At 57.0% G+C, this 24,289-nt stretch carries 17 protein-coding genes; 5 read left to right on the top strand and 12 right to left on the bottom strand.

Annotated features, from left to right (window positions below; genetic code table 11):
* The first annotated feature begins 126 nt into the window (after positions 1 to 126).
* The 5 genes from RWL87_RS02160 to RWL87_RS02140 all read left to right on the top strand — a co-directional run bounded on the left by RWL87_RS02160 (position 127) and on the right by RWL87_RS02140 (position 4,190).
* Complete coding sequence (locus RWL87_RS02160; protein ID WP_294497826.1) at positions 127 to 411, top strand: 50S ribosomal protein L25; 285 nt, start codon at positions 127 to 129, stop codon at positions 409 to 411.
* A gap of 142 nt (positions 412 to 553) precedes the next feature.
* A complete protein-coding gene (gene pth, locus RWL87_RS02155; RefSeq protein ID WP_313968746.1) occupies positions 554 to 1,141 on the top strand; it encodes an aminoacyl-tRNA hydrolase in 588 nt (195 codons plus the stop codon).
* 187 nt (positions 1,142 to 1,328) lie between these two features.
* Positions 1,329 to 2,627, top strand: coding sequence for a cysteine desulfurase (locus RWL87_RS02150; RefSeq protein ID WP_313968745.1), 1,299 nt, complete (start codon positions 1,329 to 1,331; stop codon positions 2,625 to 2,627).
* Positions 2,628 to 2,691: 64 nt separating this feature from the next.
* Positions 2,692 to 3,162, top strand: a complete 471-nt coding sequence (gene sufU / locus RWL87_RS02145; RefSeq protein WP_313968744.1) for a Fe-S cluster assembly sulfur transfer protein SufU — start codon at positions 2,692 to 2,694, stop codon at positions 3,160 to 3,162.
* Positions 3,163 to 3,692: 530 nt separating this feature from the next.
* Positions 3,693 to 4,190 carry an adenylyltransferase/cytidyltransferase family protein gene (locus RWL87_RS02140; protein ID WP_294627787.1) on the top strand — a complete coding sequence of 166 codons (498 nt, stop codon included), beginning with the start codon at positions 3,693 to 3,695 and terminating at the stop codon, positions 4,188 to 4,190.
* A 168-nt stretch (positions 4,191 to 4,358) separates the two neighbouring features.
* Here the strand turns inward: RWL87_RS02140 and RWL87_RS02135 are convergent, their stop codons facing one another.
* From RWL87_RS02135 to RWL87_RS02080, 12 genes are all read right to left on the bottom strand, one after another.
* Positions 4,359 to 4,856 (bottom strand): DUF2505 domain-containing protein, encoded by a 498-nt coding sequence (locus RWL87_RS02135; protein WP_294627788.1) that lies wholly within the window; start codon positions 4,854 to 4,856, stop codon positions 4,359 to 4,361.
* A 250-nt stretch (positions 4,857 to 5,106) separates the two neighbouring features.
* On the bottom strand, positions 5,107 to 5,817 hold the full coding sequence (locus RWL87_RS02130) for a glycosyltransferase (protein WP_313968743.1): 711 nt from the start codon (positions 5,815 to 5,817) through the stop codon (positions 5,107 to 5,109).
* Positions 5,818 to 6,093: 276 nt separating this feature from the next.
* Positions 6,094 to 6,576, bottom strand: a complete 483-nt coding sequence (gene pssD / locus RWL87_RS02125; protein WP_049327955.1) for a PssD/Cps14F family polysaccharide biosynthesis glycosyltransferase — start codon at positions 6,574 to 6,576, stop codon at positions 6,094 to 6,096.
* Between the two features lie 201 nt (positions 6,577 to 6,777).
* Positions 6,778 to 8,010, bottom strand: coding sequence for a Wzz/FepE/Etk N-terminal domain-containing protein (locus RWL87_RS02120; protein ID WP_313968742.1), 1,233 nt, complete (start codon positions 8,008 to 8,010; stop codon positions 6,778 to 6,780).
* 67 nt (positions 8,011 to 8,077) lie between these two features.
* Entirely contained in the window at positions 8,078 to 10,072 is a 1,995-nt protein-coding gene (locus RWL87_RS02115; RefSeq protein ID WP_313968741.1) for an oligosaccharide flippase family protein, read from the bottom strand.
* Positions 10,069 to 11,358, bottom strand: a complete 1,290-nt coding sequence (locus RWL87_RS02110) for an O-antigen ligase family protein (RefSeq protein WP_313968740.1) — start codon at positions 11,356 to 11,358, stop codon at positions 10,069 to 10,071. Before RWL87_RS02110 ends, RWL87_RS02115 begins: the two co-directional genes overlap by 4 nt.
* Positions 11,359 to 11,441: 83 nt before the next feature.
* Positions 11,442 to 12,392 carry a glycosyltransferase gene (locus tag RWL87_RS02105; protein ID WP_313968739.1) on the bottom strand — a complete coding sequence of 317 codons (951 nt, stop codon included), beginning with the start codon at positions 12,390 to 12,392 and terminating at the stop codon, positions 11,442 to 11,444.
* Between the two features lie 11 nt (positions 12,393 to 12,403).
* Positions 12,404 to 13,192, bottom strand: coding sequence for a CDP-alcohol phosphatidyltransferase family protein (locus RWL87_RS02100; RefSeq protein WP_313968738.1), 789 nt, complete (start codon positions 13,190 to 13,192; stop codon positions 12,404 to 12,406).
* Positions 13,193 to 13,669: 477 nt separating this feature from the next.
* A complete protein-coding gene (locus tag RWL87_RS02095) occupies positions 13,670 to 17,104 on the bottom strand; it encodes a fibrinogen-like YCDxxxxGGGW domain-containing protein (RefSeq protein ID WP_313968737.1) in 3,435 nt (1,144 codons plus the stop codon).
* 214 nt (positions 17,105 to 17,318) lie between these two features.
* Positions 17,319 to 18,179: a hypothetical protein gene (locus RWL87_RS02090; protein ID WP_313968736.1), complete on the bottom strand. Its 861-nt coding sequence runs from the start codon at positions 18,177 to 18,179 to the stop codon at positions 17,319 to 17,321.
* A 346-nt stretch (positions 18,180 to 18,525) separates the two neighbouring features.
* Positions 18,526 to 20,994 (bottom strand): fibrinogen-like YCDxxxxGGGW domain-containing protein, encoded by a 2,469-nt coding sequence (locus RWL87_RS02085; RefSeq protein WP_313968735.1) that lies wholly within the window; start codon positions 20,992 to 20,994, stop codon positions 18,526 to 18,528.
* Positions 20,995 to 21,521: 527 nt separating this feature from the next.
* Positions 21,522 to 23,888, bottom strand: a complete 2,367-nt coding sequence (locus RWL87_RS02080; protein ID WP_313968734.1) for a fibrinogen-like YCDxxxxGGGW domain-containing protein — start codon at positions 23,886 to 23,888, stop codon at positions 21,522 to 21,524.
* Between the last annotated feature and the right edge of the window lie 401 nt (positions 23,889 to 24,289).

Below are 24,289 nucleotides of genomic sequence, written 5' to 3'. Positions count from 1 at the left end.
TGTCTTGGCCAAGGCGAGGGCCGCCGCAAATGCGGTGAGCCGTTATCGACGAGGTGGCGTACGGATTCTTCATCCGCGCCGTTTCTCTTGGCGCGTTATGTACAGACTATAGAAATGGAGATTCCCATGGCTGAATTCAAGATTGTTGCAGAGCCCCGCGTTGACTTCGGTAAGGGCTACGCACGCCGCGCACGCGTTGCAGGCAAGATCCCCGCTGTCGTTTACGGCAACGGCGCAGAGCCCAAGCACCTGACCCTGCCCGGTCACGAGACCACCCTGGCAGTTCGTAACGCAGACGCAGTGCTGGTTATCGAGGTTGAGGGTGAGACCATCAAGGCTCGCGTTCAGGACATCCAGCGCCACCCCATCCGCCCCGAACTGCAGCACATCGACCTGGTGTTCGTTGCGTAAGTAGCGGATTTCAACGCTTATAGACCGGCATAAGCCGGGCTGGGAACGGCCCGCATCCTCATACGGGGTGCGGGCCGTTTGCATACCCCGCAGACAAGAAGCGGGAGCAGTCCCTTAGAACTTCAGAAAGGTACACGAAGAGATGTCTGATACCTGGCTCATCGTGGGTCTAGGAAACCCCGGCCCCAGCTACGCTAAAACCCGCCACAATATTGGTCAGATGGTTCTGGATGAGCTCGCCAAGGAAGTTGGCGGCAGCTTCAAGAAGCACTCCAAGGCCTCTGCTGTTGTGGCGGAGGGGCGCCTCGGCTTTGGCGGGCCCAAGGTCATCCTCATGAAGTCCCTCGGCTACATGAACACCTCCGGTGGCCCGGTCAGCGCCATTGCCAAGTTCTACGGCATCGACCCCGACCACATCATCGTTGTGCACGATGAACTCGATATCCCCTTCGACACCATTAAGCTCAAGATCGGTGGGGGAGAGGGTGGCCACAACGGTCTGCGCGATATCACCAAGGCGCTGGGCACCAAGGACTACTACCGTGTGCGCACCGGCATCGGCCGACCTCCCGGACGCATGGACACCGCAGACTTCGTGCTCAAGCCCTTCAGCAGCACCGAGGCGAAGGATCTGCCCTTCCTCATCTCGAACGCGGCGGATGCAACCATGATGCTCGTGAAGGAAGGCCTGCTGGCAACCCAGCAGCGCTACCACGGCGCAGGCTCCTAGCGCATGACCCGTGCCGGGCAAGCACTGAACCGGGGCAACGCATGATTCGGGTTGAGGTGTGAACTAGGCTCTACCTAACTATGCAAGCGCCCGGCGAGGGAATAAGCTAGAAAAGAATGACGTTATACGCTCCACGACGGGAAAATACCCGACCCGTGGAGCGTATGAGCGAGAGAAGAAGGTACCCGTGGCTGAATACTCCACCCCCGCCAACACCCCGCTGAGCGATGACATCGTACGCCAGCTTCGCCAGGACTTCCCGATCCTCAATACCGAGGTCAACGGGCATCCCTTGGTCTACCTGGATTCGGGGGCGACCAGCCAAAAACCCCTTCAGGTGCTCGACGCTGAACGCGACTTCTACCTGCACGCTAACTCCGCCGTGCACCGCGGTGCTCACACCCTCGCGGTCGAAGCAACCGACCTGTTTGAGGATGCGCGCATTACCGTCGCGAACTTTGTTGGTGCCACTGACGAAGAGATCGTGTGGACCTCCAACGCAACCGAGGCGCTGAACCTGGTTGCCTACTCGATCGGTAACGCTTCTCAGGGTATCGGTGGTCCCGCTGCTGAGCGTTTCGCCCTGGGCCCCGGTGACGAAATCGTCACCACCGAGATTGAGCACCACGCGAACCTCATCCCCTGGCAGATTCTTGCCCAGCGCACCGGCGCGACCCTGCGCCACATCCCCTCCACCGAGGATGGTCAGCTCGACTACGAAGCTGCCGAGGGCATCATCAACGAGAAGACCCGCATCGTCGCGTTCACCCACGTCTCGAACGTGACCGGCGCGATTACCGACGTGCCCCGCATGGTTGCCCTGGCCCGCAAACACGGCGCGCTCGTTGTGCTAGACGCCTGCCAGTCCGTACCGCACATGCCCGTAGACTTCCACGCCCTGGACGTCGACTTCGCCGCGTTCTCCGGCCACAAGATGCTGGCGCCCACCGGAATCGGCGCCCTCTACGGTCGTGCGGAACTGCTTGAGGCTCTGCCGCCCTTCCTGACCGGTGGCTCCATGATTACCCGCGTGGGTCTGCAGGACGCCGAGTACATGCCCGCCCCCATCAAGTTTGAGGCGGGTACCCAGCGCGTCTCCCAGGCGGTAGCTTTCGCGGCAGCTGTGCGCTACCTGCAGCACCTGGGCATGGAGAATGTTGAGGCGTGGGAACACGAACTGGGCGCTCGCCTGGTTGATGGCGTTCAGAAAATCGATGGCGTGCGCCTGCTCGGCCCCGCCGACCCCTCCAAGCGTGCCGGCCTGGTTGCTCTCGCCATCGACGGCGTGCACCCGCACGATGTGGGGCAGCTGCTCGATACTCGGGGCATCGCCGTGCGCGTGGGCCACCACTGCGCCCAGCCGTTGCACCGCTGCGCCGGCGTGACTGCCTCGACCCGTGCATCCACCTACATCTACAACACCACCGAAGATGTGGACGCTTTCCTGAAGGCGCTTGCTGAGGTGCGCCCCTACTTCGGCTTCTAGGCAGACGCGTTAGACGCTAGCGCCCCAAATTTTCAGACATACCAATTGACGGAAGAAGAACACCGTGTCTCTTGAATCCCTGTACCAGGAAATCATTCTGGAGCATTCCAAGCAGCGCAGCGGCGAGCACCTCGTAGAGGTACCCGCCGGCCACGCGAGCGCCGATAACCACCAGTACAACCCCACCTGCGGCGACGAAATCAACCTGCGCGTGGTGCTCTCTGACGAGCTGAAAGATGGCGAGAAGACCATTGAGTCGATCTCCTGGGAAGGCGACGGTTGCTCCATTTCCATGGCTGCCGCCTCCGTGCTCTCTGAAATGGCTCCCGGCATGACCATCTCCGAGTTGCAGAGCCACGTGGATGCGTTCCGCGAGATGCTGCGCTCGCGCGGTAAGGTGACCCTGGACGAAGAGGAGTACGGCGATATGGCGGCTTTCTCTGGCGTTTCGAAGTTTATGGCTCGTGTGAAGTGCGCGATGCTTTCGTGGGTTGCGGTTGAGGAAGCTACTAAGGAAGCGGCAGTCAAGAACTAACTCTTCGCTGAGAATGTAGGCGGAAACGGCGGGGGAGTAGCTAGTATTTGAACGCCAATCGAAAATACCGAATGGCTACTCAACCTAAAATATTGCACGAGAACGTAAGCATATGCGGTCAAAGCCTGCAGAAAATACTGGCTAAAACTCTTCGCTAAAATCTAGCGGTTAATTGTTTATCTATATAAGCTTTCTTTGATTTCAAGCGACGTATAGAAAATATGAGGCGGATACTACACTGTATCCGCCTCATATTTATATCTTTCCCTTTTCCTCCAAAAAGGTGACTGGTAAAATAAAAGGACGAAGGGCGCCCAACCAGCACCCTCGAGAAACTCTTTTCGGACCCGCATACTCTGGGACGACAGAGAGAAGAAATACGGCAATAATAAGAAAATATTTTCTCAATATTGCACATTCTTCACTTATTCTTAGGCTCTCACCCCAGACAGCGGATATGTTTCTCACCCCCTCCGGTACCTCAACCACACCGGAATACCCATCGCCGCTACCAACCACAAGGAAGCCCCATGATTATTGGCTACGCCGCAGGCGCCTACGACCTTTTCCACTACGGCCACCTCGAGATTCTCCGCAAAGCCAAGGAAAACTGCGACTACCTCATTGCAGGCGTCGTGCACGATGACGTCCTGGAAGTGACCAAGGGCCGCCGTCCCGTCATCCCCATCGAAGAGCGTGCCGCTATCGTCAGCCACATCGACTACGTGGACGAAGTGCACGTCGAAACCACCCCCGACAAGCTCGAAACCTGGAAGCAGAAGCCCTTTAACGTCTTCTTCAAGGGTGACGATTGGAAGGGCACCGATAAGGGCAACGCCCTCGAAGAACGCTTCGCAGAGGTCGGCGTGGAAGTACACTACTTCCCCTACACCGAACACACCTCCAGTACCAAGCTGCGCAAGGTTGTTGACCTGCTCGAAGCAGAGCACGACCTGCGTGTAGAGATGCGCCGCTTCGCCGAGCTGCTCGGCGAGCGCGAGTACTCCGAGGCGATTGTTGCTTCCTAACGCTGTCGCTTCCTAAAGCGCATAGGCCTTTATCAGGGCGCTAGAGCTCGTAGAGACTCATAAAGAACAGAGGATCCCCGCCGTAATAACTTACGACGGGGATCCTCTGCATATCGGCATATCTAGCCGTATATCAGCTACACCTCCAAAGGCGAGCGTTTATAAGCTTTAGCGCTGTGCCAGCCACTTCTCAGCGGAGGTGCCCAGAACCTTCAGCACGCGGCCAACCTGCGGCTCAGCAGCGGCAGCGATCTTCTTGCCCACCAGCGGGATGGAGCAAGAAACCTCGCCGTTGACGTCCAGGCGGGTCTGCTCACCCTCGGGGGTCAGCTTCTGGGTAGCCTGAGCGGAAACGGGTACGCCGTTGACCTTCACCTCGGTGGAGACGGTGCGGGAGCCGTCAGCGGCCGGTGCGCTCACGGTGTCCACCTGAGTCATGGAGACACCGCTACCGACGAACTTACGAGCGATGTCCGGTACGCGCTCAGCGGGTACGGTGCGCTCGGTGGTTGCGGTGAACTCAGCGGAGGTGTCACCGGAAACGGAGAAGCTGCCGAACTCGACGCCAACCTCGGAGCAGACGAAGCGTGCGAAGTCCTCGCTGGAGAACGCCTCGATAACCTGCTCAACGTTTGCGTTGATAACGGTCGATTCCTGAACTGCCATAATTGTTCCTTTCGTAGTGCGCGAAAACCCCGCGCATTATCCCTTACTAAGGATACGGTGCGCGGGGTTTCGCAACCAATGTAAAGACGCGAATCCACCTGAGAATATGCCGTGAACAAGGGAAAACATCCACAGCCTCTCACAGGGTGGTTGGAGGATTCGCATGCCGGTCTAAAAATGTGGGAAGCACCCGGCAGGGCACCTCCCACACCCCATCACGAGGATGCTGAGTTTAGAAAGCAAGAAAACCTTAGGCGCTGGGAGCCATCGCGTCGATGCGAGCCATCTCAGCTTTGCCCGCACGGTGCGCGCGAGCAGCCTGCTTCAGGCGACCCCAGAAGGAATCCTTACGGTGGGTCTTGCCAGCGAGCAGATCCTGCAGCTCCTCGCCCAGCTGAGCTGCGGAAATCTCCGGAGTGGAGACGTAAGGCTCAGCGGTACGGAACAGGGAGGGGTTCGCCAGAGCAAGATCCAGCTTAGCGAAGAGGTCTTCACGGCTCTCAACGACAACAGCGTGGCCGCGCTTCTCCATCAGAGCGGTGAAGGGGACCTGGTGGTTGTCAACGACCTCGTTGAACTCTGCGCGGCGCGGAACAGCCAGGGGCAGAGCGCCGGTGCGGCGGGCATCCTGGATGGAACCGGGGCCGCCCTGAACCAGCACCACGCGTGCGGTTGCGTAGTAATCCAGCAGTTCGGAGGCGGGAAGAAGCTTAAGGTTGTCTGCGTGCTTAATAGGCGCAGTGTGGCCGTGCTGCACGAGGCAGGTGACCTGCGGGTGAGCCTCAAGGTAAGCCTCAACCCAGCGCAGAAGACGATCAAAAGTGTGAACGTCGGTGCCGAGGGACACCACCAAATCGTAAGTCTTGGTAGGAATACGAACGGGCGCGACGGCAGGGGTAAATACGGGCAGGTCGAACTTGGAAGTATCAACGCTGACGTGGGGGAAGTTCTGAATAGACATCGCCTATTCCTCTCTATGTATTTATCGGTAGTAACCCCGTATACCTGACGCAAAAATCCGGAGGGCATCATTGGTATACGCGGCGGCGTCGTGCCGGAGAAAATGGTGAGTAATCTCCGCATACGCTTCTCTGGCGAGTGGTTAGTTCGCTTGGATGGTGAGTCCACAGTGGAGCGCACGACTTACGCGTATCTGTATGTTTAATAAATACTATACCCTGAAAATAACGCCCCCAGCACACGCGGGGACGCTATTTTCAGGATAAATTCATCACTCTTAGAAAATGGGATGAATTACACGAGAATCAGGGAAATTCTCCTGCTGTTCCTCGCTCTGAACAATAATTCGATCAGCAAAGGTGTACAGCATCTTACCGGTCATCGTCGGCAGAGTCGGGCGGTCAAAACACTCAATATAAAGAGTCTTTACGCCAAAAAGTTTAGCCGCAACAAAGAAAGGAACCGCAACACCCGCACCCGCAGAAACAACCGCATCCGGACGTTCCTTCGGAAAAATACGAAATGCCAAGAACAAATTACGAATAGCGTTCTTAATATTTCGGGTAGTCGGGTAATAAGCCCAATAGGTCTTCTCATCAGCAAGAGAAGATTCAACATCGGGCTGCTTAAAGCTAACCCATACGCGGTCATAATCCTGCCACGCAGCAGAAGTAGCCGTCAGATGCTTCAAGTGTCCGCCACTGCTAGAAACCAGCAGAAGCTTCTTCTTCGGTGCCTGAGAGGAAGTTGCCTCAGTCATAGTGTTCTCCTAAAGCCCCAATACAAGAGAAAAATAAGAAGAGAAGATAAGGATGAGCTACCGGGCCCGGTAACGCCTGCATCAACAGACCTGCCGCAACAAATCCGCCTCAACAGGCGTTACCTCACCCCACGCTCAAGGACGAAGGACGAACCCGCACAGAAGCGAGGCATCCATCAACAGAAACCCGATTACTCGCAATTACTCGCGGTCCAGGAACACAGCCAGAGCGTTCACGCCCTCAAGCTGATCCAGCTGAGCGAAGAGTTCACGAACCTGCTGCAGCGAAGTAGCCGCAGTTACCGGAACCAGAGCCACGCCGCCAGCCTGAACGAAACGCAACTGGGTCGACAGGGGAGTAGCGGTGCTCAGGCTAATCACCAGAGGAGTCTCGCTCTTCTCAACCAGCGACTCGGGAGTGTGGCGGGTCAGAGCGTCACGGACCGACGCGTAGTCGGTGAAACGTGCGTACTCGGTGGGCAGAACACGCTGCAGCATCTGGTACAGGTGCTCAACACCGCGGTCAGTACCGGGCAGAATCACAATGCCGGAAGCGCCAGCGCTCTTCACATCGCCGTCAGGAGCACCAATGGTGCGCAGCAGCATGAACGCGTCATTCGCCTCGGAAGTGGACCCCAGCTCGTGAACCGGGATGCCAGCATCCTCCAGACGATCAGCGTAACCAACGTGACGCATGGTGCGGTCACGACCATACGCCAGCACAGCACCAATCAGCAGACCGGCAACAGCACCAACAATACCCATCTTCACCGGGCCAAGAGCCGAGGAAGAAGACGGAACCTGAGCCTCGCTCATCACACGGCCACCGGTGGTGGAAGTCAGCTGAATCTGAGCACGACGCTCCTGCAACTGAGAGAGCAGAGTCGCACGGTTGTTATCACCCTCGAGAGCAGAAATCTGCTCATCAATCTGGTGCAGAGCAGAATCAACGCTGCTCTTCAGCGCCTCAGAACGAACTTGCAGGTACGCGTTCGCCATAGCGTTAGCGTAACGTGCCGCATCCGTGCCGTTGGGGCGGGTCACTTCAATATCCAGAACAGCAGTCTGGGAGGTACCGGTCACCTTGACGGAGTTCATCAGGCGGCTGGTCAGCTGAGCCTCAGAGAGGGTATCGCCATTCGCAATCAGGGACTTTGCTGCGTTCTGCGCAACCTCACGAGAGGACGCAACGCGAGACTCGGTCGCAATATCCACCTTCGCGGAGTTAGCGCTACCGGTACCGGCGGGATCAACCACCAGCGGGTAAACAACCAGCGAAGCCTTAGAAGTGTACTTGCTATTGGTCATGTAGCCGTAGACGGCACCCGCCACAGCGAAAACCACAACCGACAGCAGAATCAGCAGACGGTGTCGGAAAATGCGACGTACCTGGCTGCCAAGGGTAACCGAGGAGGTATGAGAGGTGTTATCCATGAGGACATCCTTGAGGAAGAGAAACGGACACTAAATATCGGAGAAAAACTGTAGAAGAAGCGGAAGGCTAAGACTTCGCTCGGCGGGCGGAAAGGAAACGCTCAATACCGAGTGCCTTGCGGAAGCGGAACAGCACCGCACCGTACACCGGCACCAGCAGCACCACGTACACGATGACGCCCAGCACGCTCTGACCCAAGATAGCCAAAGACACTAGCGCGCACGCCGTCGGAACAGCCGCACCCAAGAAGAGCGACGGAGCCATCTCACGAACCGAAGCGCGAATACCGACCAGACGGAACACCTGGTAGCTCGCCAGGAAGGTATCAATCAGCAGAGCAGACGCCCACGCCGTCACCGCACCGTACAGGCCCCAAACCGGAACCAGCGTGAAGTTCAAGGTCACAGCCACCACCAGCGAGGAGAGCTTGTTCAACAGCTGCCAGCGGCTCTTACCGCTCATCAGCAGAACGGACTGCACGCCACCGGCACTCATCGACAGCATCGCCGCCGGGCAAATCACCCAGAGAATACCAGCGCCAGCCTCAAAGCCCTTACCGAAGAAATGCAACAGCACGGGACCAAAGAACGCCAGGGAGAGATAGAACGGCCACGACAGAGCAGTCAACACGCGAGTGGTCGACAAGAAAATCTCTCGAGCACGATCCAGCTGACGGGTAGCCAACGCCGCACTAATCGACGGGCCGGTCACCACGCGTCCGGTGTGCTCAATCATGGTGCCCACACGAACACAACGGTTCACAGCACCATAAATACCACCTGCAGCAGCACCCAAGAACGCCGTCACCACCAGTACGTCAATCCACTCCAGAATCGTTTCCACAACGGTTGCGACACCGCGTGCAGAGCTGAAACCCCAGAATGAACGGAACGTCTCGGGCGGAGAATCCTCAGAAGGAAGAACCTCCAGATGCTCCTCCGAGGGGAACGCCCGCTCCAAAAGCCACAGGGCAACCACCGCAGTAATCGCCACCGGAATGGTCCAGGCGTACACCAAATCCATGAGCTGACCCGAGAACAGAACCACCAAACCCACAGCCGTAAAACGCAGAGTAGGAAGCAGAACATTCTGCAGGAGCGTAAAGGTCACCACACGATGCAGACCACGCAGAGCGCCGAAGAACACCGTCATCAACGCCGCCACCAGCACGAAAGCGGAGCTGACGCGCATCGCCGCCTGATACTCGGGAGCCATCGGCACAATCCCGGTGTAGATGTACACACCCGTCACCAGAAGCACTGAAGTCACCAGCGAAGGAATCAGACCGTAACGGATTAGCTGCGGCAACACACCGTAACGTCCCAGTGCCCGCTGAGCGCTCATCGTACGAACCAAGCCAGTATCCGCGCCGAAGGTCACCAGTGAAATCGCAATCGCGAACAACGCCATCAGACGGAAGAACTCGCCCGAACCTTCAGCACCAATACCATTCGACACCACCATCGTGGTCACAAATGCGATACCCGCACCGTACATCACGCACAGCGAAGCAAGAGAACCGCTCTTCGCCAGGCTGGGCTGCTTACCCTTAGCGGGAGCTTTCTTAACCGGCGCGCTCTTTGCGGATGCGCTATCTGCCGGACCACCTGACGCGGAAGGCTTAGCCTTCTCAGTCAAAGTCTTTTCTTCCTGCGCCTTTTCTACAGACTCAGCAGTAGCCGGGGCAACCCGCCGGGAACCGGACAAATGAGCACCCGCTACAGCGGTAGCGCTCCCCGCTACGGAGCCTACAGCCGAAGTACCTAACTCCGAAGAACCCGCCTCCAAAGAATCGGGCAACAACTCCTCGGAAGCAAAGCCTCGAGCCGGAGGCACAATCGACAGCGCCGTGGTCGCCGGAAAACGACCCGAGCGGATGTCATCCACCGTCGGAGCGAACTCATCAGCAGAAGACTCAGCCTCTTCCACTACCGGCTCCACGTACTCGCCGCTCTCACGCAGACGTGCACGGCGGCTAGGGCGACCACCCGTCGAGTATGCATCATCAAAAGCTGAAACCGCAGTGGTCTCTAAACCACGAGGGGACTGATTCTTCGTCATAGTCCCTCACCATCCCGAATGGAACGAATACACGCCATCGACGCGAGCATCAGAATGGTCAGCTGAGCAATATCGAAGCTGTAGAAGATGAAGACAACACAGCACGCTACCGGCACACTATGCAGCCAGTACCCGGAGGTAGTTTTCACTCGCGCGCCGCTTGCTACAGTGCACACCATGAAGAGCGCGAACAGCGCCAGACCCACGAAGCCGAAGCAGAACATCAGAGTCCACAGGTACCCCTGGGTACCCATCGACACACCAATGCTCGGTTCCATACGCGGAGTGCCGTAACCGATAATCGGGGACTCCAAAGTCGCCTTCCAGGTGGCACGGTAGAGCGCCGCACGACCACCGGTGGAGTCCGAGTAGTCCTGACGACCCAGGATATTGTCCACGGTGCCCGAAGCGAAGAGCGCAACAACCACAGCCGCAATCGCCGCAATACCCATACCTACAGCACGCCAATTAGCCGCCAGGAACTGACGCAGCAGTACGTACGCCGCGCTGATACCCAGGCCAATGAACATACCGCGGTTACTGGTCGCAATTGCCGGCACGGTAGAAAGCGCCATACCGACCAGCAGCGCGATACGCAGCCAGATGGAACGCAGACGCAACAGGCACGCCAGCATCACCGGGGTGAGCAGAGTGTACGCCAGACCCCAACTATTCGCGTAAGGGAACGGCGCGGAGGGACGAATATACGCCTCGGGAGCACCCCACGGACGCTGAACCTCCGCCAGCGGAGGAAGCATGTAGTCGCGCACCAGCGGGTTCTGCATAAAGCCAGAAGGCATGATGAAGCTCATCGGGGTACGCAGACGGAACTCGGGGAAGAGCACGCCGCCGTAACCCAGAACAATGAGGGTCACCCACAGGGTCGCCAGACCACCCAACAACCTGTTGAGGCTAATAGAGGAGCGCGCATTGTAGTAGTACAGGGCGTAAATGCCTGCACTGAGAATGTTCACAAAGCGCAGACCCCAACCAATCATGTCGGTGGAACGGGTCAGCGCAAGCGCCGCAACAACAACCCACACGCAGAACGCGCCCCACACCCACAGGGAGCCGGGTACACGCACATTACCTCGAATAATGAGGTAAAAGAGCATGATTGCTGCCAGAACCAGCGGCGCAATCTGAAGCAAACCTAAAGCCCACAGCGCCGGGAAGCCGTACAGCAACGCCAGCAGGGGCCAAGCGGGGAGCTTCTTCTGCGCCGTAGATACCGGACGGTTACGCGCGCGGGCACGCAGAATACCGCTAGGCGGCGTACTAGCCAATCCCGCGGAATCCTTCAGCGCCGCAGGCGAAGCACCCGGAGGGGAAAGAACGGAAGAGGAAACCATGTCTGTGCGATACCTGGTTAGAGACCTCGACCGGTCTTCTGGATGAGATCAAGAAGAGTAGCGGGCTTAATAATGCCGGTGGACACAACATACGCCGCCCAAGCACGAAGCTGCTTGGGGTCGCGGCGCAGAGCCGCGCGAGCGTAGGCACGTGCCTCCTTGTTGTTACCCAGCGACGCCTGAGCGTAGGCAATCTGACCGGCAATACGTGCCAGGCCCTTGGGGTCCTGCTCGAACTCGGGGAACTTGCGCAGGATGTAGCTCAGACCGTCAACCATGGACTGCCACTTTCCGGAGAAGAAGGAGGGGCGGTCCCAGAGCACCAGAATCAGCGGCTCGGGCATGCTCAGTACATCGCCGTGGCGGGTTGCGCGCAGCAGCAGGTCGTAGTCTTCACCATAGGCGGCGGGCAGCTCTTCATCGACCAGGCCGATGCGGGCGGGCTGACCGTCAACGCCGAGCAGATCCTCGCGGGAGTACAGCATGGCGGAGGGGTGAATCTCAGTAATGCGCGAACGCAGGAAGTCCGCGAAGGTCGCACGCTCGGGTGCCAGGCGCACGATGTCCTGACCGCCGGAGCGCACGGTAATACCCGAAGAGATAGCGGCTGCTTCGGGGTTTTCGCGCCAGAGAGCGACCTGCTGGGTGAGCTTGGACGGCATCCAGTAGTCGTCGTCATCGCAGAAGCCAATCATCTCGCCGCTGGAGGCGATAATGCCGCTGTTACGGCCGCCAGCCAGACCGCCGGAGCGGGTATTGGAGACAATCTTCAGAGCACGGTTCTCACCGACCTCAATATCTTCGAGATGGTCGGGCTCAACGCGGTCAAAGACGACAACAACCTCAACGAAGCCACGGTAGCTCTGCTCAAGGATGGAGCGTACCGCCACGCGCAGCAGTTCGGGGCGCTTGCCGTTGGTTGCAATCACGGCGGAAACGGCAGGGTTGCGAGAGGTGAAGTGCATCATTGGGTTTCTCCTTACTCAGCGGGGGTCGCGAGGCTAACGTACTTGCGACGCATGGACAGCAGGACGGTTGCGGCGTTAGCCAGCAGAAGCAGCGCGTAGACAATGACGAATACGGGGCCGAAACCAACGAAAATGTAAATCCAGCAGAGGGTGCCAGCGTCCATGTGCAGGTTGATGAAGGAACGCAGTGGGCCACCGGTTGGAGGAGCCGCGGTCTTGCGGTTGTTGCGCAGCTGCTCAGCCAGAATCTGACTCATGAAGTGACCTGCGGTCAGCGCGGTGAAAATCATCGGCATAGCAATAATCCAGCCGTTGAATGCGCTGGAACCGGTGAAAGAGTAGTGTGCCGGGTACAGCAGGAAGGAGAGCAGAGTCGCCATGTGCACGGAGGGCACACGGATGGAGTCGACCACGTGGTCGAGCCACTCACCGGCGGGAGAAGACGCACCGGTCACGCGAGCAACCTGGCCGTCAGCAGAGTCCAGACCGTAACCGAGGGCGAAAAGCAGCGCAACGCAGATACCTACACCAACGCTGGGCGGGCAAGTGATCAGAACGATGAGGCCTGCTGCGGAACATGCAGCGGAAATAGCGGTAACGCCGTTGGGAGTGATGCCCAGAGCGACAGCCGTCGCAGCGAAGTAGCGTGCTACTCGGCGGTTGACCCAGCGGGTGTAGGCGGGAACGCCAATGCCGGGCTTCTGCGCTGCCTCAAGGGAGCGCAGGGTGTGGGAGAACTTCGCGGCAAATCCCGATGCGGGCGCGGAGTTCGGGGCGTGAGGTGCCTCAGAGGTGGACATGCACATTCCTTTTTAATCGGTGAGAGGAGTGAAGGAGAGTGAATTACTCCCTTTCGGGGCGGTTGCGAGAAAGTCCGGAAGTCCCGCACGCGAAAAAAGAGGTGGTTGGTCCCTTTTTCACATACACCACTATATAGATATTTTACAACGAGATAAAGTGCGACAGGGTGCGTGTGGTCAGGGTCAACAATTGTGTCGTAAAAAGCCTCTGACAATGCGCTTTAGTGCAGATTTGCGGGATTCGTCGGGTAGGTTTGGCGTGCTGTTAGGCGGGTTTATCGACGCTTTGTTCCTGTGAATTCTGGCTTTAGAAAATATTTCTGAACATTGTGCAGAGACACACATAACAGAATCACAAATAATGGGAATAAATGATGCAAAAAACACAGAAAAGTGGGGAGCATACGCAAATGGGGTTTGATTTCCTGAATCGTTCAGAAAATCAAACCCCATTTAGCTGAGATTGTCTAGAAGGTATTAGTTCCTTCGGGACTGCATCGGAACGCGGGTTCCGACTCCGTTATTGGCGACGCGTCGCTCGCCCTGGTCGGCTGCTGCGTTGTTCGCGTTATCGACCACGGGCTGCTCAGCCTCGTTTGCGGCGGGAGCCTCCGCCTCCTTGTCGGCTTCCTTCTCGGCGGGCTGCTCAGCAACCGGTGCCTTGGAAGTAGCCTGCAGATCGAAGCTCACGTTCGGTAGAATATTGCGTCGAGTGAATGCCGGGTGAACCTCAACAGCAATCAGGTTCTCGCCAGCCTTCAGCTGAGAAGCCGGAACCGTGAAGGTCACCGGAGTCTTCTGGGCCTCAGCGGTATCTACCGAGCTGGAAGCTACCACGCTATTCCACAGCTTGCCCCTGGTGTCGAAGTTGGAACGACCAACCTCTTCACCGTTGACACCCACCGCAATAGCGTCATCCGCGTAGGTGGTCAGCACCAGGTCGCGGCTCGCCTGCTCACGAGTGAGCTGGATGGTGGTGTAGGCGTAGATGTTGTGGCGGGTACGCACGAGCGGAACATTAACGGAGGTGTTGAGGTTACCGGTACCGACACCAATCGGGGTCTTGCCGGTCTGCCATGCTTCCTGCGCGATATCTTCCAGGGTGAAGTGGAAGTTGTACTTCCAACCGTACTTACGGTTGGGAGCATTGGCAGCAACCATGTACTTCCACTCGGATGCGTAGGGCAGAACAATCTGGTCCTTAGCGGCCTCATCCTTCTGATCGTCCTTAGGAGTTTCTTCCTTCGGGTCCTCGGGCTTAGGATCAGCAGGCTTAGGCTCCTCAGGCTTCGGATTCTCTTCCTTCGGTGCCTCAGTAGTTGCTTCTGCACTCGGGGTAGCGCTTGCCGAAGCACTGGGGTCAGCGCTCGCGGTCGGGTCAGCACTTGCCGTCGGATCAGCGCTAGGAGTCTCGGTCGCGGTCTCCGTGGGGGTAGGAGTCGGGCGAACCGGAGCTACCTGAACCGGAGTGGACGCAGAGTAGTTGTCCGAGCTGTCCACAGCGCGCACAAAGTAACGTGCGTTATCGGTGTGGTCAATCTCGAACTTCGTACCCGAAGTGCTAGCAATGACGCGGTCATCACGCAGAATCTGGTAGCGGACACTACCGGTATCCTGTACAGCATCCCAGGTCAGAACGTCCTTATCGTCCTTCAGCTCAACCTGCAGGTTCTGCGGGGTAGCCGGAGGAGTCACATCGCGAGCCTCAAAGCGCGCAAAACCGACGGTGTCCTGAGTGCCGTGAACACCCAGCGAACGGTGAATATCGCCACCGACCCACAGGGTACCCTTCGAATCCACGAAAGACTCCCAGATACCGAAGCCGTGGTCACCCTTAATCGCGGGGGAGAACTCCGGCAGCATCTTACCGCTGTCCTTATCGAACGCAGCAACCAGCTTGACCGAGTGAATCACGCTTGAACCGTTCACGGGGGACGGTTTGTTGCGCGCATCCTGGTACAGGAAGTCGCCGCAGTGGCAGGCACCGTAAATGGTGTTGCCGTTCAGATGCAGATCCTGGAAGTCTCCACCATCGCGGGTAATCGCGGTGTAGGTGGGGGTCAGAGAGGCCTTATCGTAACGAGAGATGAGGTGCTCAGTACCGCCCACCCAGACGCCGGTACCGGCATCCTGGACGTCGAACTGGAAACCCCAAATTTTGGTTTCATTACGCAGGTCAGAGACATTAGCGCCGGCAGGAATCTCAGAATGCTGGTACGCCCACGGGCTGCCCTTCTGCATATGCTGAGTAATATCAGCCACGCGGTAGGCAAGGCCGCCGTTGAGCCAGGTGAAGTAACCGGCTACGTAAACATGAGAGTTATCAGCGGAGGCGCTAATACCGTTGACAGTACCGTTGAACACCTGGCGCCAGTTACGGTCTATACTCACAATGCCGGGCACACCGTTAGAAGGCTCGCCCAACTTAAAACGGGCAATATTGCGCGAATACGCCTCACCCGCCTTTTCACTTTCATAAATGTGGGTAAAGGTGCCGCCAATATACACGTAGTCACCCTGACGGTGAATGGTCTTCACTGTCATGACCTCGGTACGAATGCGATCTTCGACTTTAACCTGGGCCCATTCAGGGGCAACTTCACCGGTCGTAGCGTCAACAACGACGAAGCTCTCATGCTTCTTACCGTTAACCAGGGTAAAGGTGCCGCCAACCGCCAGACGGTTATTCGGCAGAGCCTCAACAGCCTTCACCTGACCATTAACAGTCAGCTTGAAGTCGCGGCGCAACTCGCCGGTTTCCGGGTCAAAAGCAGCAATATTAGATTGCGCAACATGCTCACCGGTAGAGGACTCAAGGTACTCGAAGTCGCCGCCAATAAACACGCTGGAGGTGCCGTTGCCGTGATCGACCTCGGTGATGGCCTCAACATAGGTGTTCATCTCGCCGGTTTTACCGGAGGCAGTCTTAGCACTGGTGCGCCAGCGCCAATCCGCCGAACGGCTACTGGGCAGGGCACGACGAGCGCTCGCCTGAGTACCGGAATCCGGGATAGTGCCCAGATGCAAATCGTTCTGGGTCAGCTTCGGGCGCAGGAACATCTGGGTGTAACCGAAAGAGGTTTCACCTTTGCTTTCCTTGCCGTAGATGTAGGAGTTCTGCGCGTCGGTCATCGCCGGCTCAGAGCCGTCCTGGGAAATGGGGGCGTTCGCACCGTAACGGAAGCCCATACGGTAATCCTGTGAGGCCATTTCCTCAAAGAGCATCGTCCTGAAGCCGTAGTTCTGGCCGCGCAGCATATGGTCTTCCCAGGTGCCGTTAAACCAGTCCCTGCGACCATTTTCGTTGTAGGAAGAGAACTCGTCAGGGTTCGTGACGACCGCGTTAGACCAGACAGCGTTTGAACGCAGGGCCCAGGTCCACTCGGAGGTCTGACGGCGCTCCACCGTCGCCTCCTGCCACTTAGTGCCAGAAGTGTTTACAGCGCGACGGAAACGGTAACCATCGGACAGCTGATCGGGGCGGGTGCCGTTGAGCAGCTGAGAAATAGTGGTACCCGAAAGCTGAATCGGGGTCTTTGCGGCGGGCAGGGAGCTCAGAGGCTTGCCCTGCTCGAGAGTCAAACCGGAGGATGCGGGGGCGGCATCGCTGTAGAGCTGAGAGGTGTCACCCTGGCCCTCATAGTTTTCGGTCCAGCCGTCACGGCCTTCACCAATCTTGACCCAGCCGCCGCCATCAGTTTCCTGATCGCAGTAGAACTGGGTCGGCTGGCTCATCGCGGGAGTGTACAGCCAGTAGGCGCCGCTCTTTGCCTCGGGGTTAGCCTGCTTGGCTTCCCAACAGCTAGCGGCAGCACGCTCGGAGGTCGTGCCGTTGTAGAAAGCAGAGTCCCTTTTATCCGCAGTCTGTTCTACAGCGGTACTCGGCGTAATAGCGGGGATAGCTACGGGCAAAGCCAAAGCCGTAGCAATGCTCAAGCAAAGAGTTGAGCGGGTTATAGCAGAACGAGAAAAGCCAGAGCCCGTCATGCCAAGGTGGGCTTTCATAATATCTCCAAATGAATGCCAAGAAATGTTATCGAGTGCGCATCAACATTAATGCGCTATGGATGATAATGCGCGGTTTCTAGCGAATCGTAGCTGGAAGCCGGCATCTCTTAATTAGACCCTAACAATCAGGATTGTTCGGGAAATCATGGGTCGCAATCTTCCACTGACCATCGACCTGAACGAGGGTGTAAATATTGAGTGAACGCTTGGGAGAATTGTCATCCTTAACAGGCTGATTATTCTCGTCATAGATCTTCACAGAGGAAGAATCCATGCATACTTCCAGCATGCGCGCGGGCTGACCCTTGTACTGGGTTTCAGTCATACGGGGAGTGCCCACGACCGTGGAAGAACCTTCATAGTGCCAGCCTGCCAGTGCGTATTCGGAAGCCTGCACGGCAAACTCAGCGGCAGCGGAATCAACAGCCACCGCCTCGATGGAGCGAATCGTCTCATCATCGAGAACGGCACGAGCCTGCTCAACGTTCTGCTGCTCAGCTTCTTCATCGCTGCTCGGGTCAGCGGTGCGTTCGGGGGAGGGAGCGGCGGAAGGAGCTGCCTTAACCTTAGTCAGAATGTTCTCAAAAGAATTGACCAGCTCGGTAGTCTTCTTCACTTCTTCAGTGTCAACGGGCACGGAAGAAGCGTTCTTCATTTCCTCCGAACCGGTGTAAATCTCTTCAAGCTTCTGACCGTCAGAAGAAGTAGCCTCAGCATCTGCCTTGGGGGACGCCTCGCCCGAAGCCTCGGCGGATGCAGAAGCGGTGCCCTGTTCAGAGACATGGGGAGAGGTGCTCGACGACTGGTTTGACGAAGCGTGTGCAGAAGCGGAAACGCTTGCGGAAGCAGAAGCGGAGGAGGAGCTGTCGGTGCTCGGGTTTTCAGTAGCGCAAGCGCTCAGAACCAGAGCAGATACTGCAAGGGTGCCCAGAGTGCCCAGAACGCGGGACCGGGAGGGCTGCTTGAAGAATGCTGACATAGGAAGCCTCTTTAGTGGTTGGAGTGAGATTGACTATATTCCGGAAGATAATACCTTGCGCGATGGCAAAGCACCTAAAGGCTAACACGCAAAGCTGGGAAAATACTTAGATTCGCAAAAATAACGTTTTTATAAATGATGAGAATAAGCCCTAACTAATGCTCTATTTTGGCTTGATTAGAAGGTAAATATATATCTCTGAATGAAAAAACCTTCATGTAAATGAATGAAATGGATTCACTATGTGCAAAAAAGTCCCGGGTTGGTTATAAAACCAACCCGGGACAATAGGGTGAACATCACTAAAATTCTTTGTCATATAGTGGTATATCGCCCCGATGAGGGATTATGCCGCCTGGACAGCCTCGGTGCTTGCCGAATAGTTATCCGCAGTATCTACCGCACGCACATAGTAGCGGGCGCCATCGCGGTGATCCACCGAATAGCTCGTACCCGTAACCGTTGCAATAGGACGATCATCGCGCAGAACCTGGTACCTCACCTTACGCTCGGAAATACCGGACCAGGTCAGCTGATCCTTCGAACCATTCGTCGTAACCTTCAGGTTGCTCGGAGTAGCCGGAGGAGCCACATCGCGAGGCGCATAACGAGCGAAGCCAATAGTCGGCTGCACACCATTAGCACCCAGCGACTTACGGATATCGCCACCAACCCACAGAGTGCCGGTCGAATCCACGAAGGACTCCCACACACCGTAGCCATACGCGCCGTTCATAATCGGGGCGAACTCCGGCAGCATCTTGCCGCTGTCCTTATCGAAGGCAGCTACCAGACGAATTGTCTGAGCGTTAGTCGCGTTCTCCCACTCCGAATAGACCGTATCTGCGCCCTGGAAGAGGAAATCGCCGCAGTGGCATGCACCGTAAATAGTGTTGCCGCTCAGATGCAGATCCTGGAAGTCGCCACCCTCGCGAGTAATCGCGCTGTCGGTGCGGCGCATCGAGCTCTTCTCGTAGCGGGTAATCATATGCTCGGTGCCACCCACCCAGACGGAGGAGCCAGCATCCTGAACATCGAACTGGAAGCCCCACATCCTGCGCTCATTCTTCAAGTCATTCAGGTTCGCGCCCTTGGGGGTGTATGAAGGGCGGTGGTTCCACGTCAGCGGATTCGTGCTATTACCCTGCATATGAGCGAGACGGAACGCCTCCTGATTATTCAGCTGAGTGAAGTAGCCAGCAACGTACACATCGGCGTTGCCCTCAGAAGCGCTCACGCCGTTGACCGTACCGTTAAAGACCGGACGCCAGTTCCAGTCCACCTCACCATTGCTCAACTTAATGCGAGCCAGGTTCCTCGCGTACGCGTAGGTGGGGGAGGTCTGACCCTTCAAATGAGTGAAGGAGCCACCAATATACAGGTAACCATCACGCACATGCAGAGTCTTAATCTGCACCGGGACAGAAGCAATGCGGCTGACCACGCGGATATCCCAGTCCTTAGCCACCTGGCCGGTCTGCGGATCCAGAATCACGAAGCCATTGTAGTACTCGCCATTCACCCGGTCGAAGGAGCCACCCACGGCAAGCAGGCCGTTCGGCAGGGCCTCAACGGACTTCACCTGACCGTTAATCTTCGGGCGGAAGGAACGGCGCAGCTCGCCGGTACCCACCTCGTAGCCCGCCAGGAAAGCCTGCTCGACCTTCTCGCCGCTTGCCGACTCAACATACGCGAAATCGCCACCGGTAAAGACAGCGCCACCAACCTCGGTGATCGCCTCAACCTGGGTGTTCATCTCACCCTTCTTGCCGGTACCGGTGTCAGCGCTGGTACGCCACTTCCACTTCTCGGAGTAGCTATTGGGCAGCGCACGACGATTACTTGCCGCAGCACCCTGCTGGCCATAGGCGTGCAGACCCTTAGCCGCCAAATCGTTCTGAGTCACCTTCGGGCGCAAGAACATCTGAGTAAACACCAGAGGAGCGGTCGAATCATCCGCCGGACGGTAAATATACGCCGAAGGACGGTTCATCAGGTAAGTCTCGGTCCACCAAGTAATCTGGGCGTTGCGACCGTAAGTAAAGCCCAACTTGTAGCCCTGTGACGCCTTCTCTTCGAAATGCAGAGAACGGAAATCATCATACTCGTGGGTGAAGATGCTACCGGCCACCTGACCACGGTTCGTGTAGTTATAACGGTTACTGTACTGCCAGGTGTTCTTAACCGAAATATTTGACCAGAACATCTTCGAACGCAAAGTCCAAGTCCATTCGGTACTGGAATCACGGCGAGCCGTGAAATCCTGCCAGGTAGTACCCTCAACGTTCATTGCGCGATGGAAACGCACGCCGTCAGGCAGATCCTGCGGACGGGTACCGTTCAGTAGCGCATTTACGGTCACGCCGGAGAGCTGCACAGCATCAAAACCGGTAGGGTTCTTATGCAGCTGATCAGCGCTACCACGACCGTAGTAGTTCTCAGTCCAGCTCTCACGGCCGCGGCCAATCATAACCCAGCCGCCGCCATCAGTTTCCTGATCACAATAGAACTGCTCAGGAGCGCTCATTGCAGGGTTGTACAACCAGTACGCGCCGCTCTTGCCACGCGGATTATTCTGCTTAGCCTCCCAGCAGCTCGCCGCAGCGCGCTCGCTCGACGAACCATCGTAGTAGCGCGCATCAGCAGCCTGAGCGCCCGAAGCAATCGGGCCCAAAGAAGCCGCAACCATCGCAAAAGAAGCAGCCGCCGCGCCCAAAGCACGCGAAGCAGAACGAGAAGCTACGCGAGAGCCCTCAGAAGCGGAGGAAGCAACGTCCTGCGAACGCCCTCCACGCGTGAACGGAAGAAAATTCATTTGTCTCTCCTAGAGACCTCAACCGGCACATAGCAGAAAAATGCAATTCACACAGCAACACCCACCCAACACAAGGCACAGCATAGTGACCATGCATCGGGGAAAGAAGAAGCGGTATGAACTGCACTAACAGCGAGTCTGCTGCCGGAATCAGTGAGTGTAGTTATCGGAAATTGAATGAATACGCCCCACAACCTCAAGAACGAAGCCAACAATGGCAACGCACCCGTACGAAGCGGAACGCTAAAAATCTGTGAAGCCTCCCCTGCCGTACCAACAGCGAAGAAACACCACAGACAAAGATTCAGCCCATCATCGGAAGGACGGAAGCAACCCATCCGACGCAATGAATCCCAACCCATCATAGCCGCCACAGGGGCGAAGAGATAGCAAACCGGGCAACACGGACCGAACCAAAACTATAGGGGGCATACACCCCGGGTGCACCGCCGCCTGATCCGGACCCCGCAAACCCTGCAGAGCCCGAACCAGGCGGCGGCTCAAAGAAACTAGATCAGTAACCTGACCTAAGCCTGAGCAGCTCCCGTAGAAGCCGAGAAATTCTCAGACGCGTCGATAGAACGCACGTAGTAGCGAGCTCCATCGGTGTGCTCAACCTCGTAGCTGGTACCCGAGACCGTAGCAATCACACGGTCATCACGCAGCACCTGGTAACGGGTGCCCGCCTCGCGAACGCCAGACCAGGACAGCTTATCGGTCGAGCCATCACGCTGAACCGACAGGTTCGACGGGGTCGACGGGGGAGTTACATCGCGAGGAGCAAAACGAGCGAAACCGACAGTGCGCTGCTCACCATTAGCACCCAGCGAACGGTTGATGTCGCCACCAACCCACAGGTTACCGCGAGAATCCACGAAGGACTCCCAGACACCGTAGCCGCTAGCACCCTTCAGAACCGGGCTGAACTCGCCAACAACCTCGCCACTGTCCTTATCGAACGCTGCGACCAGGCGCATACGGTGAACCGCCTTCGACTCCTTCCAGTAGGTGTGGTAGCCGGTAGAACCCTCAAAGAGAACGTCACCGCAGTGGCACGCACCGTAAATGGTGTTACCGCTCAGGTGCAGATCCTGCCAGTCGCCACCGTACTTAGAAATCGCGGTGGAGATACGGCCGTAACCGTTCTTCGAGTAGTTCGCAATCAGGTGGTCCGCGCCAGCAGTCCACACGGTCGAGCCGGCATCCTGAACATCGAACTGGAACGCGTACACAATACGGTCAGTAATGTTCAGCTTCAGCGACGGTTCCCACTCCCACTTAATGTTCGAAGCGTTAGAACCATTCAGCGCAGCCAGACGGAACGCACGCTGGTTATTCAGCTCAGTGAAGTAACCCGCAGCGTGAACAGTAGAGTTATCGGATGCAGCGGTAATACCGTTGACCGTACCGTTGAAGTTCGGGCGCCAATTCCAATCCACCGCACCGTTCGAAAGATTAATACGAGCGGCACCACGAGAGTAAGCGTACGCCTTAGAAGTGTTTCCCTTCACGTGGGTGAAGTTACCGCCAATGTACAGGTAACCATCCTGAACCAGCAGGGTCTTCACCTGAGCCGCAGCACCGTTACGGCGCTGAATCTGAAGATCCCACGTGCGGTCAATCTGGCCGGTGGTCGCATCCAGAATCACAAAGTGGTTGACCTTCTCGCCGTTGACCTCGGTGAACTCGCCACCAACCGCCAGGCGGTTATTTGGCAGCGCCTCAAGAGCCTTAATCTGGCCGTTGAAGGTCGGGCGGAAGGAACGAACCAGTTCGCCCGAATCTACGTTGTAGCCAGCCAGGTACGACTGGTCCACGCGCTCGCCGCCAGCAGACTCAACGTACTTGAAGTCGCCACCGGTGAAGACGGTGTCTCCCACCTGAGTAATAGCCTGAACGTAGGTGTTCATCTCGTTCTTCTTGCCGGTGCCAGTCTGCTCACTGGTGCGCCAGCGAACGGGCATCGTGTAGCTATTCGGCAGGGCGCGGCGGTTACTAGCCGCGGAGCCAGAACCAATCTGCGAGAAGTTCAGGTCACGCTGAGTCAGCTTCGGACGCAGGAACACCTGAGTGAAGGGGATAGAGTAACCGGCAGAACCACGCTTGTGGTAAATGTACGAATCTGAGTTCTCATTACCGAAGTTCACCAGCGCACCGTACGCAAAGCCAATCTGGTAGCCCTGGTTCGGGTTCGCGAAGAAACGCACCGAACTGGTGGTAATACCCGGAGCCATCTCCGAAGCGGAACCGCCCATACGCGCGGTGCGGTTAATGCCGGCACCGGTGAACTTCACGGTGCCCCAACGCTGACCGTAGCTCATCGCCCAGGTCCACTGCTCAGTCTGAGGACGCTGAACATAAACGTTCTGCCACTGGGTGCCCCTCGCATTGTGGGCACGGTGCAGGCGCATACCGTCGGGAAGGTCCTGAGGCTTAATACCGTTCAGCAGCGCATCGACAGTGTTTGCGGGAAGCTGGACCGGAGTAAAAGCGGAAGGGCCGGTGGGGTTCTGATGCAGCTGGTTTGGGTCGCCGGTGCCGTTGTAGGACTCGGTCCAGCCCTCACGACCGCGGCCAATCATGACCCAGCCGCCACCATCAGTTTCCTGATCGCAATAGAACTGCGCCGGGCCGCTCATCTGCGGGGTGTACAGCCAGTAAGTGCCAGAAGAGGCAGAAGGATTAACCTGCTTGACCTCGTAGCAGGAAGCCGCCGCCTTATCGCTACTGGAACCGTCATGGGTTCCGGTTGCAGCCGAGGCGGGAGTAGTAGGAGTAAGCGGTGCCGCAGTAAAAGCAGTACCAAAAGCGAGTGCGAAAGCAGCCCACTTCTTAGCGGACCATGAATGGGCATGGGGCTTTTCAGCGGGATTGTTCGTGTATGTGGTTGTCATATGCGTCTTTCTGATGCGACGTTCCGGAAGAAACATCGAAAGATACGGTGAATTATTGCACTAGAAAAACCGCAGTAAATACTGAAAACCTGAGGTTGGTTGGAAGAGGTAAACAGAATCCGGAAGAGGATATACCGTCTGGTTTTTCTGTAAGTGTTAATGATTAGGGTACAGGATTAAGCTGTGAAAATAATGGTGCACAAAGTGCAAAGATGCCTGTGGGTGTGTGATTTACGCCCCATGTAATGGGCGTTGTGACACAGGAAAAGACACAGAAGAAAACCATATTCAAATATCACCCATGAAAGCGACAGTCGAGTGCAAAAAGACATATATTCCACCGCGGAAGAACGCAGGAGAAAAATGCCAGAAAATGCAGACAAGTCCTACAATGGAAAAGC

The sequence above is a fragment of the uncultured Rothia sp. genome (genome assembly GCF_963555405.1).
GTDB lineage: Bacteria > Actinomycetota > Actinomycetes > Actinomycetales > Micrococcaceae > Rothia.
The sequence above is the reverse complement of the archived record's forward strand: the minus strand, read 5'-3'. Positions and strand labels throughout refer to the sequence as shown.